A 15,912-nucleotide genomic window follows, 5' to 3' on the forward strand; every position below is an offset into this window, starting at 1 on the left:
GGTCAGTGCCTGATTCTCGGATTGATCAGACCGTAGAGGACGTCCACGATCAGGTTCACGATCATGATGATGGCGGCAATGAGCAGAAGTCCGCCCTGCACCACCGCATAATCGCGCTTGAACACGCTATCGACCATCCACTTGCCGATGCCCGGCCAGGAGAAGATCGTCTCGGTCAGAATGGCGCCTGCGAGCAGCACACCCACCTGGAGACCAATGGTGGTCACCACGGGGATGAGAGCGTTGCGCAGCGCGTGCAGGCCGATCACCCGGCGGGGCGGAAGGCCCTTCGAGCGCGCCGTGCGTACATAGTCCTCGCCAAGCACTTCAAGCATGGCCGAGCGCGTCTGGCGGGCGATCACCGCAAGCGGGATCGTGGCCAGCACGATGGTCGGCAGGATGAGGTGCGAAACCGCCGATTTGAAGGCGCCGGGCTGGCCCGACAGAAGACTGTCGATCAGCATGAAGCCGGTCACGGGCGGGAAGAAGTAGAGCAGCGAGATGCGGCCTGAAACCGGCGTCCAGCCAAGAATGCCGGAGAACAGGATGATCAGCAGCAGACCCCACCAGAAGATCGGCATGGAATAGCCGACAAGGGCTGCGCCCATCACCGTCTGGTCGAGCCAGGAGCCGCGCTTGACGGCGGCGATGACGCCGACGGGAACGCCGATGGCAATCGCCACGATGATCGCGGAGAGCGACAGTTCCAGCGTGGCCGGAAACAGCGTCAGGAACTCCTGAAGCACCGGGCGCTTGGTGACGATGGAGGTGCCGAAATCACCCTGCAGCAGGTCCGTCATGTAATGGAAATACTGAACGAACAGCGGCTGGTCGAACCCGTAGAGCGACTGAAGCTGCTGGTAGCGCTCCTCGCTCATGCCGCGTTCGCCGGCGAGAAGCATGATCGGATCGCCTGGCAGGAGGCGGATGAAGGCAAAGGCAACAATGGAGACCCCGATGAATGTGGGGATCAGCAGCGCCAGCCGTGAAAGAAAGAAACGGAGCATCTAATACACGACCGGCGACAGCTCGCGCTGCCGCCGGTTCCTGTCTCTGTTGTGGGGCCTACTCGGCGAGGTCTACGCCTTCAAAGGCGTGGCCGCCGAGCGGGTCCATCTTGTAGCCGGTGACTTCCTTGCGCATCGGCATGTGAACCACGGAGTGCGCAATGGTTGCCCAGGGTGCTTCGCGCTTGAAGACGACCTGGGCCTCTTCATAGAGCTTGGCGCGCTCGTCCTGCGAGGAAAGCGTCTTGGCCTTCTGGATCAGACCCTCGAACTCCTCGTTGCACCACTGGGCGCGGTTGGAGCCGCCAACACCGTCACAGCCGAGCAGCACGGCGAGGAAGTTGTCCGGATCGCCATTGTCGCCGGTCCAGCCGAGCAGCACTGCGCCGTCGCGGTCTTCCGCCTTGGAGCGCTCGAGATACTCACCCCATTCGTAGGAGACGATCTCGACATTGACGCCGACCTTGGAGAAGTCTTCCTGGATCAGCTCTGCCATGCGGCGTGCGTTCGGGTTGTACGGACGCTGAACGGGCATTGCCCAGATCTTCATGGAAAGATCCGTAACGCCTGCTTCCTCAAGCATCTTCTTCGATGCTTCCGGATCGTAGGCGTCGTCTTCAACGGCGTTGTTGTACGACCACATTGTCGGCGGGATCGGGTTCTTGGCTGCCTGACCGGCGCCCTGGAACACGGCGTCGAGAATGGCTTCCTTGTTGATCGCCGAGTTCAGCGCCTTGCGGACCTTCGCATTGTCGAAGGGCGCAACCTTGGTGTTGTAAGCCAGGTAGCCGACATTCAGGCCTTCCTGCTCGTCAACCTTCAGCGCATCGTTTGCCTTCAGGCTCTCGATGTCGGCCGGGTTCGGGTAAGGCGTGATGTGGCACTCGCCTGCGATCAGCTTCTGCTGGCGCACGGAGGCCTCGGTGGTGATGGCGAACACCAGATCGTCGATCGGCTGCTTGCCGTTCCAGTAGTCCGGATGCGCCTTGTAGCGGATCACGGCGTCAGGCTGGTAAGCCACGAACTGGAAGGGGCCGGTGCCGACGGGCTTCTGGTTCAGGTCAGACATGGTGCCGGCTTCAGCGAGCTGGTCAGCATATTCTTTCGAGAAGATGGAGGCGAAGTCCATGGCCAGGTTGGCGATGAACGGTGCTTCCGGGCGGTTCAGCACGAACTTGACCGTGTAGTCATCGACCTTGTCGATGGACTTGATCAGGTCCGGCATGGACATGCCGTTGAAGTATTCCCAGGACGCGCCCTCGACATAGGCGTTGTACGGGTGGTCCTTGCTGTACTGACGGTTGAAGGAGAACAGCACGTCGTCAGCGTTGAAGTCGCGGGTCGGCGTGAAGAAGTCCGTGGTGTGGAACTTGACGCCTTCGCGAAGCTTGAAGGTGACCTCAAGACCATCGTCGGAAACTTCCCAGCTCTCTGCAAGGCCCGGAACAGTCTTCGTCGTACCCGGCTCGAACTGCACGAGACGGTTGTAGACGGGCTTCGACGACGCGTCGAACGTGGTGCCTGCGGTGTAGAGCGCCGGATCGAAGCCTTCCGGGCTTCCTTCCGAGCAATAGACAAGCGTCTTGGCGCTGGCAGCGCCGCTCAGAACCGTGGCGGCAAGCAGCGCAGCCGCAAAGGTCGTTTTGGTTTTCATTGAGGTCTCCCTAACTCTCGCATGAGCCTACTTATGAGGCCCTGGAAGCCGGCATATAAGCAAAGATCGAATGGTGTGGGAACTCCCTCGATCACTTTCACGCCGCAAATGCAACTTTTTATCGAATCAGTCTTGATGGGCGCAACAAATCTCCATCCGGGATATTGTAGTATAGGTTCGGCAAGGACCATATGCATAAGCATACCGTTATTTTGAGGAGAGAACCGCATGGGCGAAAACTGGCAAGACGAGGTTCTGGACTTCTGGTTCGGCACGCTGACGCCCAGGGACTGGTTCACCGTCAGTGAAGAGACGGACGCGCTGATCCGCGAGCGCTTCGGCGCGCTGCACGAACAGCTCGTGCAGAAGCTGCCTGAAAATGTGAAGACCGATCCAAGGGCCGCTCTGGCCGCCGTGATCGTACTGGATCAGTTCCCGCGCAACATCCATCGGCGTCAGCCCGGCGCGTTCTCCTCGGATGAACTCGCCATCGAAGTGGCAGGCGACGCCATCGAGAAAGGCTTCGACGATGGAATGGACGAGCGCGAGCGGCAATTCCTCTACATGCCCTACATGCACTCTGAAGTGCTGGCGGATCAGGAACGCGCGGTAATGCTGTTCCGTTCGCTCGGGCAGGAAGAGGCGTTGAAGTTCGCCATCGAGCATCGCGACATCGTTGCGCGCTTCGGCCGGTTTCCGCATCGAAACCGGGTGCTGGGCCGCGAGAGCGGGCCGGAAGAGCTTGCGTTTCTCGAAGAGCATGAAGGCTATGGACAGTGATGCCGTCCCCCGCCTTGCTCCGGGCAGAGCCCGCAGTGAAGCCGCGCGCCCGCCCTTTCTTTCGAATACGGTTGGCCTTTCAAAAACGCTTGGCGTTGCGTTTTTTGTTACGTGAACGTAAACGTTATAGCTGGGTTTTCTTTCTGGGAGGAACAGTTGTCTAAAAGCGCAAAGACGACCGCCAAGGGCGAAAAGACCGTCGCCCGCAAGGCGGAACCCGCCAAAAGCGCCAAAACGGCGGCCAAAAAAACAAAAAGTGCGAGCGCGGATTTTCCGCGCCCCTGGGTCGATCATTACCCCGAAGGCGTTCCCGCCGAGATGGGTGACTATCCGTTTGCGTCGCTGGGCGATCTTCTGGTCGATGCCTGCAAGGCCCATGGCGACCGTCCGGCCTTCACCTGCATGGGCAAGGCGCTCAGTTATCGCGAGCTTGATGCGCTGTCGGAGCGCTTCGCCGCCTATCTCCAGTCGCTTGGACTGAAGCCTGGCGCGCGCGTTGCGTTGATGATGCCCAATGTCCTGCAATATCCCGTCGCCATGATGGCGGTGCTGCGGGCCGGTTACGTGGTGGTCAACGTCAATCCGCTCTACACGCCGCGCGAGCTTGAGCATCAGCTCAACGACGCCGGGGCCGAGGCCATCGTCATCCTTGAGAATTTCGCCCACACGCTTCAGGCCGTCGCGGCAAGAACGACGGTCAAGCATGTGGTCGTGGCCTCGATGGGCGATCTTCTGGGGCTCAAGGGCTTCATCGTCAATCTGGTCGTGCGCCGGGTGAAGAAGATGGTGCCGGCCTGGTCGCTGCCGGGGCATGTTTCCTTCAGCGATGCGCTGAAGCGCGGCGCATCAAAGGGCTTCAAGCCGGTCAATGTGACGCTGTCCGACAATGCGTTCCTGCAATATACGGGCGGCACGACGGGCGTTTCCAAGGGCGCGACATTGCTGCACAGCAATGTCATGGCCAATGTGATCCAGAACGAATTGTGGTTCCGCAGCGCCTATATCGGCAAGCCGAAGCCCGAAGCGCCGGTGCTCATCTGCGCACTGCCGCTCTATCACATCTACGCGCTCACGGTGAACGCGCTGATGGGCATGAAGCTGGGCGGCAACAATGTGCTGATCCCCAATCCGCGTGATATCCCGGCCTTCGTGAAGGAGTTGCAGAGCTTCGACTTCCACATTTTCCCGGGCCTCAACACGCTGTTCAACGCGCTCCTCAACAATGAGGATTTCCGCAAGCTTCCCTTCAAGAGCCTTCTTGTCACCTTCGGCGGTGGCATGGCGGTGCAGCGCGGCGTTGCCGAACGCTGGCAGGAGCTGACGGGCTGCGTCATTTCACAGGGCTACGGCCTGTCGGAAACCTCTCCGGTCGCAACCGTCAACAGCTTCGACGCGAAGGAATTCACCGGAACGATCGGCTATCCGGTTCCCTCGACTGACATCACCATTCGCGATGACAACGGCAAGGATCTGCCCCGCGGCAAGGTCGGCGAGATCTGCATTCGCGGCCCGCAGGTCATGGCCGGTTACTGGAACCGCCCGGACGAGACCGCCAAGGTGATGACGGAGGATGGTTTCTTCCGGTCGGGCGACATGGGCACCATGGCCGAAGACGGTCAGGTCACCATTGTCGACCGCAAGAAGGACATGATCGTGGTGTCCGGCTTCAAGGTCTTCCCCAATGAGGTGGAAGAGGTGGTCGCTGGTCATCCCGGCGTTCTGGAAGCGGCCATTGTCGGGGTCGAGGACGAGCATTCGGGCGAGGTGCCCAAGCTCTTCGTTGTCCGCAAGGACGCAAACCTCACCGAGGCGGACCTGAAGAAGTTCTGCAAGGAAAACCTCACCGGCTACAAGCGCCCGAAATATGTCGAGTTCCGCGACGATCTGCCGAAATCCAATGTCGGCAAGATCCTGCGCAAGGAACTGCGCTGAACAGGATGGCCCGCGCCCGGTGCGCGGGCCTCGTTTCTTGAGGGCGGCATGCGGTGATTTCGGTCATGCGTGGATCTCGTGGCAGCAGCGCTGTGCGTGGTTCGACAGGCTCACCATGAGGGAGGAACATACCTTGCGGAAAGGGGACTGTGTTTAGGTGCCCTCTTTTCAAGGTGCCTGGATCAGGCATGCAGCCAGCGTCCTCCCTCATGGTGAGCCTGTCGAACCACGCACAGCGTTGATGCAACGCGGTTGTACGGTTCAACCCAACCGTGATGCGCCTAAAGCGCTGCCCACCCCTCCGCCGCCCGGCGCGCCAGAATGATCGCGCCATCCACGGCGTCGCCATCGGCGGGTTTCAGCCGCCGGCGCACATCAGGCGAGAGCCACGGTTCCAGCGGCCCTGACAGACCTCCCAGAAGCGTCACGCGCGGTGCGCCCTGATCGAAAAGCGTGCGCACCAGCATGTCGATCTGCGCCGCCGCATCCTGCACGATGCGCCGGGCTGCCGCGTCCCCCTGATCCGCGTGGCGCAGCACCATGGGCGCAAAGGTGGCGTAGTCGGTGGCGGTGGCCCGATCCATCCAGGCGATCACCTCGGCAGGATCATCATCGAACCGGCGCATGAGTTCCGTCAGCAGCGCGCTGTTGGGGATGCGCCCGTCATGCCCCTGCAGGGCGGCGCGCACGGCGTTGAGACCCATATCCGCACCGCTGCCTTCATCGGAAATCGGAAAGCCATAACCGCCGATGCGCAGCCGTCTTCCTTCCACGAGACCAAGCCCGACAGACCCGGTCCCGGCAATCGCAATGGCTCCGTCGAGGCCCGAATGCGCACCCAGACAGGCCGTGTCGCTGTCGCTGGCGAAAACGATGCCGGCAAATGGATGCGGCAGCGCCTCGAAGGCTTCGACCGCGCCCTTGCGGCGCATGCCGGCAAGGCCGACGCCGGCATATGTCCGGGCAGACTGCGCGTCACCAAAACCCGCTTCCTCGATGGCGGCCTCGAAGGCGCGCCGCACCGAGGCCCAGGCCTCATCGACGCCAAGCCGGGTGGTTGCAGGGCCTGACAGGCCCTGTCCGAGCACCGTGCCCCGTGCATCCTCGATGCGCGCCCGACAACCCGTGCCGCCGCCATCGACGCCAAGATAAAAGCGCTCCTGCGCCTGCGATCCGCTCATGCCCGCAACCGTTCGATATCCGCTCCGCACTGCGCCAGCTTGCGGTCAAGTTGTTCATAACCCCGGTCGATATGGTAGACGCGGTTGATGACGGTTTCCCCTTCGGCTGCCAGCGCCGCCAGCACAAGGCAGACCGAGGCGCGCAGATCCGTCGCCATCACCTGTGCGCCCTTGAGCGGCCGCCCGCCGCGCACCACGGCGGTGGTGCCCTGAAGCGCGATGTCGGCCCCGAGCCGCGTCAGTTCCGGCACATGCATGAAGCGGTTTTCAAAGATCGTCTCACGGAACAGCGACGTGCCTTCCGCGCAGCAGGCAAGCGCCATGAACTGCGCCTGAAGATCGGTCGGAAAGCCGGGATAGGGTTCGGTGGTCAGGTCCGCCGTGCGCAGGGGCGCGTTTCTTGAAACGACCAGCCCCCGGTCGCTCGGCCACACATTCACCCCCATCACCTCCAGCGCCTGGATCACGGCAGCGAAGTTCTCCATGCGTGCATTGACCAGTTCCAGCGCTCCGCCGGTGATGGCCGCAGCCACCGCATAGGTGCCCGCTTCGATGCGGTCGGGAATGATGTGATGCGCCGCTGCGCGCCACGCCGTGTCGCCTTCAATGATGATGCGATGCGTTCCCGCTCCCTCGATCTTCGCGCCCATGGCGTTCAGGCAGGCGGCGAGGTCGGCCACTTCCGGTTCGCGCGCAGCGTTCAGGATCTCCGTTTCGCCGCGCGCCGTGGTCGCCGCCATCATGGCGGTCTCGGTCGCGCCCACCGAGGGCGAGCTCAGGATCACGCGCGTGCCCTTGAGGCCGTCACTCGCGCGGGCGACGATCAGGCCGCCCTCCATGCCGATTTCCGCGCCGAGCATTTCAAGCGCCTTCAGATGCATGTCCACGGGCCGCGCGCCGATGGCGCAGCCGCCCGGCAGCGAAACCCGCGCCACGCCGAAGCGCGCCAGAAGCGGTCCCAGAAACAGAACCGTGGCGCGCATCCTGCGCACGGTCTCATAGGAGACTTCGCGCGCCGCGATCTCTTTGGCGTCGATGGTGGCGCAATGCGCGTTGCGGGTCACCTTCGCGCCGTAGAGCTCTGCGACGCACAGCATGTTCTCCACGTCGGAAACCAGCGGCAGGTTTGAAAGCTCAACCGGGTGCGGGCTCAGAAGCGCCGCTGCGATCTGCGGCAGGGCTGCGTTTTTTGCCCCGGCAATGGCGACGGTGCCGTGAAGAGGCTTTCCGCCTGTTATTCTCAGTCTGTCCATGATTGCTGTTCCGGTAACACCGTGTGGCGAAGGGGCAGTCTCTACGGGCGAATTCCTTTGATCAAGCCCTCTTGGGAATATATTATTCCATACTGTAATTCCTTCGGGATTCCCCTGGCAGCGAAATTCATCTAGTTTCGCGCCCCAGTCTCATGCCCAGTCTCATGCCCGGCCGCATTTCCGGTCCTGCGCCCACGAAAGGAAGCCATGTCCGTCCTGAAGATCATCGACGCGCAGCTTGAGACGATGGCTCCGGCCGATCGGCAGATCGGGCAGTTCATCATCGACAATCCCGACCGGGTGCTCAGGCTTTCATCGGCAGCCCTTGCCGAAGAGACGGGCCGCAGCCAGTCGAGCGTGGTGAAATTCAGTCAGAAGCTCGGGTTTTCCGGCTATCAGGATCTGAAGCTGGCCGTCAGCAAGGCCAAGGCGCAGGAATGGCAGGTGCCGCCGGGCATGATCCACTCGACCATCGAGATGGGCGACAGCCATGCCACGATTTCGCAGAAGCTGATCAGCAGCAAGCTTCTGTCGATGCAGCAGACGCTGGCCGCCAATCACGAGCCGGAGATCGTCCGGGCGCTCGATGCGCTCGACAGTGCGCGCCGCATCCACATTGCCGGCGTCGGCGCTTCGTCGCTGGTGGCGCGTGACTTCTCCTACAAGCTGCAAAAGCTTGGCCGCAACGCGCTGCATGACAGCGACAGCCATGTGCAGATGGCCAATGTCTCGACACTGCGCGAAGAGGATGTGCTGTTCGCGCTTTCCTATTCGGGCACCAGCATCGAGACCGTGCGCATTGCCGAACTCGCCAAAGCGCGCGGTGCGACCGTCATTTCCGTCACGGGTCTTCAGCAGAACCCGCTGATGCGCGCCGCCGACATTCGCCTTCACACGGTGGCCGATGAAGAGCGGGTGCGCTCCTCGGCCATCACCTCGCGCGATGCACAGCTCACGCTGATGGATTTCCTGTTCATCCTGATCCTGCAACGCCAGCCGGACGCGGCCGATTACGTTCACAACAGTGAGGCTTCGGTGTCCGCGCTGAAAATGCCGGCGGCGAAATAGGCTGTCAGTAAGCGGCGCGGCGCGCCGTGTCGCTGGGGCGTTCGCCGAATGTTTTTCTGTAGTCGGCGGCAAAGCGTCCGAGATGGGTAAAGCCCCAGCGCAGGGCCGTTTCCGTTACCGACACGTCGCCCTGCGCATTCTCCAGATCGAACCGCACACGGCACAGCCGTTCATGCGTCAGCGCATGCATGGGCGACATGCCGTGCGCGCGCTTGTAGGCGAGCTGCAGCGCCCGCGCGCCAACGCCGGAGGCGGCGGCAATCTCGGTCAGCGTGACCGGGCGGTGGGCATTGGCCCTGATGAAGTCGTCCGCGCGTTTCACCTGGCGGGGCGCTGCCTCCTGCGGCCTGTCGAAAAAGGGTGAGAGATTGTTGGGCTGGAGCCTGAGAAGCGCTTCGAGAATGCGCTGCTCGTTGAAGGCGGCGCACAGGCTGAAGGCCTTCTGCTCGCGCGCATCGGCGGCGCGAAACATGGCGTTGACCAGATAGCGCCAGGCGGAAAGCTCGGGCCGGGTGAAGTCGATCACCGGGTCAAACACGAGTGGCCCCGGCAGGCTGCGCTCGCACAGCTGCTCGGCGAAATCCATGAACGAGGCCTTGTGGATCTGCACCAGAACCTGCTCGCATCCCGCCCACCAGCGCATGGTGGTTTCGCGGTCGGCGTTGAGCAGCGAGGCGGTTTCGCCATCGGTCAGAAACTCCCGCCGGTTGTGCTTGATCGTGGCGCAGCCGGAGATCGGAAGCTGAATGAGATAGAAGGTCTCAAGCGCGCCGGGATCGATCAGCACATCGGCGCCATAGCTGATGTAGTTAAGTGAGATGAGGCGTCCGGGCTGGTGGTGATGCGCGGCGCGAAACTGCCCGCCACCGACCACTTCAAGCCGATGGTTGCAGAATTTCCGGGCGACCTTCTCCCGCGCGCAGTCCAAATCGTCCGATTGAAACAGGACGTGGCTGGACAACGGGTGGCCGCCCCACTCCTCCCGGGCGATCACCATTCCCGGAGTTTAGCAGGCGCTGCGGTTTCGCCAAGAACCGTCTCGTTTTCGGGAAAAATGCGGTCATTTTTTTTCGTTTTTCGGATATTCGCTGCGGTTTCCGGATATTCTTTCACCCTCCCTCGGCGCACCATGAGCCTCCGTGATCAAGGGAGGAACATCATGGAAAAGGAACTCGAAAAGGGCGTCACCGCGAATGGCGAGGGCTATGCCGGCACGGAATGGAACATTCTGGGCCAGGTCTATTTCCCCAAGGCCACCTGCGATTCCACCTTCGCATTCGAAACCAACAGCGACCCGGGCCAGTTCGTGCCCGTTCACGTTCACCCCACCCAGGAAGAGTTCATTCTGGTGCAGGAGGGCGAGCTGGACCTGAAGCTTGACGGCAAGTGGATGAAGGCGAAGGCCGGCGACCTGGTGCGCATGCCGCGCGGCGTTCCGCATGGCTATTTCAACAAGTCCGACAAGCCGGCCCGCGCGCTCTTCTGGGTGTCGCCGGCGCGCAAACTCGAAGCCCTGTTCGAGAAGCTGCACAACATGACCGACCCGGAGGAAGTGGTGAAGGTTTCAGCGCTTCACGAAGTGGACTTCCTGCCGCCGGAAGCAAACGACTAGAGCGTTTCATTCCAGGCATTTGGCCGGCTCAGGGTTGGGCCGGCCCACAGACCCGATAACAATCGAACCGGCAATCGGATCTTCGGCGACGTGCGGGAACGCGGCGCGGGGAGATGCTCGTCCCGAATTTGCCGGACGGGAGGAACAACGCCATGACAACACGAAAGAAAGTCTGCGTGATCGGCGCAGGCGTCAGCGGCCTCGCCGCAGCCCGCTCCTTCAAGAAACGCGGCCACGCGGTCACGGTTCTCGAGCGCAGTCACGAACTGGGCGGGGTGTGGGAACCGTCACGCTCCTACCCGGATGTGCAGACGCAAAGCCCCAAGGATCTGTATCGCTACACCGACAAGGCGATGCCGAAGGATTTTCCCGAATGGCCCAAGGGGCCGCAGGTGTTTTCCTACCTCTCGGATTACGCGAACGACCACGGCCTGCGCCCGCTCATCCGCTTCAACACCGCCGTTTCCTCGATGCGCCGGCGGGCAGACGGCAAGCCCGGCTGGGAACTCGATCTGGAAACCGCCGATGGCGGGAAAGTGAGCGAGGCCTTTGATTTCGTCGCCATCTGCACCGGGCAGTTCAGCGAGAAGAACATCCTCACCCATCCGGGGCAGGAGACGTTCGAGGAAGCGGGCGGGACGGTCATCCATTCCTCCGAATACACCGATCCCGCCATGGTGAAGGGCAAGAATGTCACCGTTCTGGGTTTTTCGAAATCCGCCACGGACATTGCCGTCAGTGCGGTCAAGTCGGGCGCTGCCTCGGTCACCATCGTCTATCTGGAATCGGTCTGGCGCATTCCCTACTTCGTTGGCGGGCTGATCAACTTCAAACGCATCCTCTATATCCGCGCGCAGGAAAAGATGTTTCCCGGCTGGAGCCTCAGCGGTCTCGCGCGTTTCAACCATGCAGTTGCCCGTCCATTCGTCTGGGCGCACTGGCGCGCGCTCGAGGCGCTTTTGACCGTGCAGCTCAAGCTGAACAAGACCGGGCTGAAGCCGAAAGAGCCGATTGAGGGCGGGGTCAATTGCTCGGTGCCCATCGCCACGCCCGGCTTTTTCGAGATGGTGGCGGACGGGCGCATCAAGGCGGTGCAGGGCACGTTTCAAAGCTATGAGCCCGGCGCGATCCGGCTCACGGGCGGCGAGCGGATCAAGGCCGACATGGCCATTCTCGCAGTGGGCTGGAAACTGGGCGTGCCCTATTTGCCGGCCGAGTATCGCGAAAAGCTGGTGGAGCCGGACGGCCAGTACCGGCTTTATCGCCTGATCGCCAATCCGGACATTCCAGATCTGGGCTTTGTCGGTTTCAACTCGTCCTTCTGCACGGTGCTGTGCGCCGACCTCGCCTCCGAATGGCTGGTGCGCTACGCGGACGGCCAGCTGGCGAAGCAGCCGACGCCGGACGAGATGCGGGCTAATATGGACATGATGCTGAACTGGCGACGCAATGAACGCCCGGCGGCCAAGATCTATGGTGGCCTTTGCGTCGCGCCCTATCACTTCAAGCATTTCGATGAGCTGATCGACGATATGGGCGCACGTGAGAAGCGGCGGAATCCGCTGGCTGAGAACCTCTCGCCGCCCGACGCCGATGCCTATGCGCGCTATCTGCGGTCTGCGCCCGACTATCAGGTGGCGTGAGGCTTTGCCGCGCCGCCTTCATCGACTGGCGGCGCTGCGCCCGCCCTTGAAATCCGGTGCGGCATGAGCGATTGAAAAGGGGCGCGCAGGTTCCATGCGCGCCCCGTTTGCTGTCAGGAGTATCCGTTCCGTGAAATCTCTCACCATCCGCCGCCCCGACGACTGGCATCTGCATCTGCGCGATGGCGCGGTTCTGGAGGCGGTGCTGCCGCATTCCTCCGACGACTTTGCCCGGGCTATCATCATGCCCAATCTGGTGCCGCCGGTGGTGACGGTGAAAGACGCGCTCGCCTATCGGGAGCGGATCATGGCGGCCAAGCCGGAAGGCCATGACTTCACGCCGCTGATGACACTCTATCTGACCGAGCAGACGGATGCCGAGGATGTGGCTGCGGGCTATCGCGACGGACACATTACGGCGGTGAAGCTTTATCCGGCGGGCGCGACCACCAATTCGCAGAGCGGTGTGCGCGATCTTCTGAAGGTGCAGCCGGTGCTGGAGCGCATGGCCGAAATCGGTCTTCCGCTTTGCGTGCATGGCGAGGTGACGGATGCTTCCATCGACATTTTCGACCGTGAGGCCGTGTTCATCGAAACCGTGCTGCAGCCGCTGCGCGAGCGTCTGCCCGAGCTCAAGGTCATCATGGAGCATGTGACGACGAAGAACGGCGTCGACTATGTGCAGGGTGCAGAGAAGAACCTCGCGGCATCGCTGACCACCCATCACCTGATCATCAACCGCAACGCCATTCTGGCCGGCGGCATTCGCCCGCATTACTACTGCCTGCCCGTGGCCAAGCGCGAAGAGCACCGGCTGGCGCTGCGCAAGGCGGCGACGTCGGGCGACAGCCGCTTCTTCCTCGGCACGGATTCGGCCCCGCATCTGGACCCGGCCAAGGAATCGGCCTGTGGCTGCGCTGGCATCTACACCTCCATCAACACCATGTCGTGCCTGGCGCATGTGTTTGAGGAAGAGGGGGCGCTGGACCGGCTGGAGGCCTTCGCCTCGCTCAACGGACCGGCCTATTACGGCCTGCCGGCCAATGAAGACACGATCACGCTCGAGCGTCGCGACGAACCGGTGGAGTTCCCGCATTCGGTCTACAGCTCCGATGGGACGATCACCGTTTTCGATCCGATGTTCCCGATCCATTGGGCCGTGGTGAAGTAAGCCGCGCCGGAAGTTGCGGTCGGTTTTCCGTTGCCTGTTCGCGCCGTCGGGACAATGCGCCTGACGGCATGATGAGCGGGCGGATGCCTAGGGTCAGGACCCTGCATAAGTTCATCTTGCTTTGCGCATAAGGATGTTTCCGTGTTGATGCCATTCGGTTTCGACAAGGGAGCGCCATTTCATGGGCCGTTACTGCCGTTTCTTTCTGACAGTCTGGCTCAGTCTTTTTCTCACCGCCTGCGGTGGTGGAGACGGGGAAAAGGCGAGCAGTGTTCAGCAGTCCGAACCGCCCGAACAGCCCGAGCCACCGGTCTATACGGGCGGTTATCCCGCGTTCGACCCGGTGGCGGCAGCGCAATACCGGGAGACGCCGGAGTTCAGACGTTCCGACCCTGGCGAAGGTGAGGAGAACCATATTCGCGGCCAGTTCGGCCAGCCGCGATTGTGTTCTCAGTCTGCCAATCCCGATTGTGCGGGCACGTCCGCCTATGCCTTGCAGAACATCCATTTCGCCCATACGGCCACCGACTGGAGCGGCAGGCCCCTGACGGGCCATGGCCAGACGATTGCGATTTTCGACAATGGATATCGCCTGTCGCATCGAGAACTCGCGGGCAAGGATGTCATCCGCTACACCGCGCCGGGCCGCACGATAGGGCGTGACAGCCATGGCACGGCGGTCGCCGCAATTGCAGCAGGGGCCGCCGATGGTGTCGGTGCGATGGGGGTGGCGCCCGATGCACGTCTTCATATCTCTTCCTGGGAAGATGTGTCGGACGATGACGCCATGGCGCATATGGTCGCCGCGATCCGCGGTGCAGCCAGGCACGGGGCTGTGGCGCAAAACAATTCCTGGGGTTGGCAAACGGAGAAGCAGGCCGATGCGGAAGCGCGGGATTTCGGGGCCTCGGGAACCACGGATTATGCGCGACACCTCGCTGACCGGCAGGGCGACGACCCGCAGACATGGCGTACGCTGTTTGCAGCCTATGATGCGTTCCAGAAAGGCGGTGTTCTGGTTTTCACGAACTCCAACGACCGGACTTTGCATAACGCAACAGCCTGGGCTGCCCTGCCCGAGTTTGTTCCCGAACTCGCCGAGGCGTGGATCGCCGTGGGCAATGCGCTCTTCTCCGTCGACGGGAAGACGGGAGACATTCTCGACGCAGATCTCCTTTCAGCGCCATGTGGTATGGCGGCGCGCTATTGCGTCATTGCCGACGGGACGCTGCGTGTCGCGACAGATGTCGGTGACGGGAGTTACCAGCTTGGCACGGGAACATCTTACGCCGCCCCGCAGGTGGCGGGAGAGATAGCGCTTCTCGCGCAGGCGTTTCCGACCCTTTCGCCGGGGGAGTGGACCACGCGCCTGCTCGCCACGGCGCAGCGCGACTGGGACGGTTTTCAGAATTCGATCGCGGGGCATCAGAATTTTGCGCCGGGTGTCCGCCGCGCCTATTCGCATCTTTACGGCCACGGCGTGCCGGACATGAAGGCGGCGCTTTCGCCGGTGGGGGGGGCTCTCCATCGCCTCGGGCGCAAGGGTGGGCGAGGGGCCGCAGACGCCGCTTTCAGCAGCTGCCACAAGCGCGCCGCCGATTGTCGGCAACGCGGTTTCCAAGGCGCTTTCGGGCAGGCGGATCATGGCGCTTGATGCGCTGGGCGGAGATTTTTATCTCGATGGCAGGGTGCTCGCGCCGGCAAACAGGATGCATGCGCCATCGGGCATCGGTGTGGCGCAGAGGCTCGCCGCGCAGCAGGAAAAGCTGGATTTCGCCTTTGCCTTTGCAAACCTGCCCTCATCCGAGTGGCAGAGCCTGCACAGCACCGCATCGGCCAAACTGTTCTTTTCACACGGCTTCACCGAGACACAGGACGGGCTGGTTCTCTCCCGCCTGATGCCGCTGGGGGCGGGGGACTACCTGCAATTTGCAGGCGGTATGGTGGAGCGGAATGAAAGCGAGGCGGTTCAGTTCGCGCTGTCGCGCCTGACAAGGCGTGGGATCATGACGAGCGAGGTCACGCTTTCGGGCGGGCACGGGCGCGGCCAGCTTTTTGGCATGTCGACGTCAAGCCCGTTCGCCCTGGCTGAAAGCAGCGGCCGGTTCTCCGCCGGCGCAACGCTGACGGCGCGGCTCGGCGGGGGCTGGTCCTTCTCGGGTTATGGCGAGGTGGGGCTGGCTCATGCGCAGGAAGGGGAGGAGGCGCTGATCGATTACGGCGCACTCACCTATGCAAGCGGCGGCCTGATGCTGGACAAGACCGGGCTTTTGCAGGCGGGGGACCGCGCAAGGTTCTATGCGGGCATGAAACCCAACCCGCTGGCGGGCCACACCACGCTGCGCGTGCCGGTGGCGCGCACAAAAGAGGGGCTGATCACCTATGAAACGGTGGATGTGAACCTGGCGAGCGGCGATCTGCCCGCGCGCTTCGGCTTTTCCTATACGCATCGCACAGCGCGGAACTTCGACTTGAACCTCAACGCCAATGCGGATCTCTTCATCACCGCGCCGGAGAGCGCGGTGACGGATGTATCGATCAATTTAAGGAAGTCGTTTTGAGCATCGGACCGAAAAGTGGAATCCGGTTTTCGGATTGATCCGAGGCTCCA

13 protein-coding genes are annotated in these 15,912 nt (G+C 62.3%); 8 read left to right on the forward strand and 5 right to left on the reverse strand.

Annotation, left to right across the window (positions count from 1 at the left end):
- Positions 1-2: 2 nt before the first annotated feature.
- Both DEJ54_RS05950 and DEJ54_RS05955 read right to left on the reverse strand, forming a co-directional pair.
- The gene (locus DEJ54_RS05950) at positions 3-1,007 is read right to left on the reverse strand and encodes an ABC transporter permease subunit (RefSeq protein WP_113153760.1); all 1,005 of its coding nucleotides are present in this window, start codon (positions 1,005-1,007) and stop codon (positions 3-5) included.
- 58 nt (positions 1,008-1,065) lie between these two features.
- Complete coding sequence (locus tag DEJ54_RS05955) at positions 1,066-2,661, reverse strand: ABC transporter substrate-binding protein (protein ID WP_113153761.1); 1,596 nt, start codon at positions 2,659-2,661, stop codon at positions 1,066-1,068.
- 228 nt (positions 2,662-2,889) lie between these two features.
- On the opposite strand from DEJ54_RS05955, the gene DEJ54_RS05960 reads away from it, so the two are divergent.
- On the forward strand, positions 2,890-3,441 hold the full coding sequence (locus tag DEJ54_RS05960; protein ID WP_113153762.1) for a DUF924 family protein: 552 nt from the start codon (positions 2,890-2,892) through the stop codon (positions 3,439-3,441).
- Positions 3,442-3,597: 156 nt separating this feature from the next.
- Positions 3,598-5,373 carry a long-chain-fatty-acid--CoA ligase gene (locus DEJ54_RS05965; RefSeq protein WP_305778810.1) on the forward strand — a complete coding sequence of 592 codons (1,776 nt, stop codon included), beginning with the start codon at positions 3,598-3,600 and terminating at the stop codon, positions 5,371-5,373.
- 281 nt (positions 5,374-5,654) lie between these two features.
- Here DEJ54_RS05965 and DEJ54_RS05970 read toward each other — a convergent pair whose 3' ends face one another.
- Together DEJ54_RS05970 and murA are read right to left on the reverse strand one after the other, a co-directional pair.
- Positions 5,655-6,554, reverse strand: a complete 900-nt coding sequence (locus DEJ54_RS05970) for an N-acetylglucosamine kinase (protein WP_113153764.1) — start codon at positions 6,552-6,554, stop codon at positions 5,655-5,657.
- A complete protein-coding gene (gene murA, locus DEJ54_RS05975) occupies positions 6,551-7,807 on the reverse strand; it encodes a UDP-N-acetylglucosamine 1-carboxyvinyltransferase (protein WP_113153765.1) in 1,257 nt (418 codons plus the stop codon). The genes DEJ54_RS05970 and murA overlap by 4 nt, the downstream gene beginning before the upstream one ends.
- Positions 7,808-8,014: 207 nt before the next feature.
- Here murA and DEJ54_RS05980 point away from each other — a divergent pair, with 207 nt between their 5' ends.
- Positions 8,015-8,875: a MurR/RpiR family transcriptional regulator gene (locus DEJ54_RS05980; protein WP_113153766.1), complete on the forward strand. Its 861-nt coding sequence runs from the start codon at positions 8,015-8,017 to the stop codon at positions 8,873-8,875.
- 4 nt (positions 8,876-8,879) lie between these two features.
- Here DEJ54_RS05980 and DEJ54_RS05985 read toward each other — a convergent pair whose 3' ends face one another.
- Positions 8,880-9,836 (reverse strand): AraC family transcriptional regulator, encoded by a 957-nt coding sequence (locus DEJ54_RS05985; RefSeq protein ID WP_245447715.1) that lies wholly within the window; start codon positions 9,834-9,836, stop codon positions 8,880-8,882.
- 198 nt (positions 9,837-10,034) lie between these two features.
- On the opposite strand from DEJ54_RS05985, the gene DEJ54_RS05990 reads away from it, so the two are divergent.
- From DEJ54_RS05990 to DEJ54_RS06010, 5 genes are all read left to right on the forward strand, one after another.
- The gene (locus DEJ54_RS05990) at positions 10,035-10,487 is read left to right on the forward strand and encodes a cupin domain-containing protein (protein WP_113153768.1); all 453 of its coding nucleotides are present in this window, start codon (positions 10,035-10,037) and stop codon (positions 10,485-10,487) included.
- Between the two features lie 152 nt (positions 10,488-10,639).
- The gene (locus DEJ54_RS05995; RefSeq protein ID WP_113153769.1) at positions 10,640-12,130 is read left to right on the forward strand and encodes an NAD(P)/FAD-dependent oxidoreductase; all 1,491 of its coding nucleotides are present in this window, start codon (positions 10,640-10,642) and stop codon (positions 12,128-12,130) included.
- A 130-nt stretch (positions 12,131-12,260) separates the two neighbouring features.
- Positions 12,261-13,301 (forward strand): dihydroorotase, encoded by a 1,041-nt coding sequence (gene pyrC / locus DEJ54_RS06000; protein ID WP_113156113.1) that lies wholly within the window; start codon positions 12,261-12,263, stop codon positions 13,299-13,301.
- Between the two features lie 181 nt (positions 13,302-13,482).
- On the forward strand, positions 13,483-14,955 hold the full coding sequence (locus DEJ54_RS06005; protein WP_113153770.1) for a S8 family serine peptidase: 1,473 nt from the start codon (positions 13,483-13,485) through the stop codon (positions 14,953-14,955).
- A complete protein-coding gene (locus tag DEJ54_RS06010) occupies positions 14,945-15,862 on the forward strand; it encodes a hypothetical protein (RefSeq protein WP_113153771.1) in 918 nt (305 codons plus the stop codon). Before DEJ54_RS06005 ends, DEJ54_RS06010 begins: the two co-directional genes overlap by 11 nt.
- Positions 15,863-15,912: the final 50 nt, after the last annotated feature.

Source organism: Nitratireductor sp. OM-1, assembly GCF_003296175.1.
In the GTDB taxonomy this organism is placed as follows: Bacteria; Pseudomonadota; Alphaproteobacteria; order Rhizobiales; family Rhizobiaceae; genus Nitratireductor; species Nitratireductor aquimarinus.

Coding starts and splice junctions, on each gene's coding strand:
- DEJ54_RS05950 (WP_113153760.1), bottom strand. CDS start 1,007: ATGCTCCGTTTCTTTCTTTCACGGCTGGCGCTGCTGATCCCCACATTC.
- DEJ54_RS05955 (WP_113153761.1), bottom strand. CDS start 2,661: ATGAAAACCAAAACGACCTTTGCGGCTGCGCTGCTTGCCGCCACGGTT.
- DEJ54_RS05960 (WP_113153762.1), top strand. CDS start 2,890: ATGGGCGAAAACTGGCAAGACGAGGTTCTGGACTTCTGGTTCGGCACG.
- DEJ54_RS05970 (WP_113153764.1), bottom strand. CDS start 6,554: ATGAGCGGATCGCAGGCGCAGGAGCGCTTTTATCTTGGCGTCGATGGC.
- murA (WP_113153765.1), bottom strand. CDS start 7,807: ATGGACAGACTGAGAATAACAGGCGGAAAGCCTCTTCACGGCACCGTC.
- DEJ54_RS05980 (WP_113153766.1), top strand. CDS start 8,015: ATGTCCGTCCTGAAGATCATCGACGCGCAGCTTGAGACGATGGCTCCG.
- DEJ54_RS05990 (WP_113153768.1), top strand. CDS start 10,035: ATGGAAAAGGAACTCGAAAAGGGCGTCACCGCGAATGGCGAGGGCTAT.
- DEJ54_RS05995 (WP_113153769.1), top strand. CDS start 10,640: ATGACAACACGAAAGAAAGTCTGCGTGATCGGCGCAGGCGTCAGCGGC.
- DEJ54_RS06005 (WP_113153770.1), top strand. CDS start 13,483: ATGGGCCGTTACTGCCGTTTCTTTCTGACAGTCTGGCTCAGTCTTTTT.
- DEJ54_RS06010 (WP_113153771.1), top strand. CDS start 14,945: ATGGCGCTTGATGCGCTGGGCGGAGATTTTTATCTCGATGGCAGGGTG.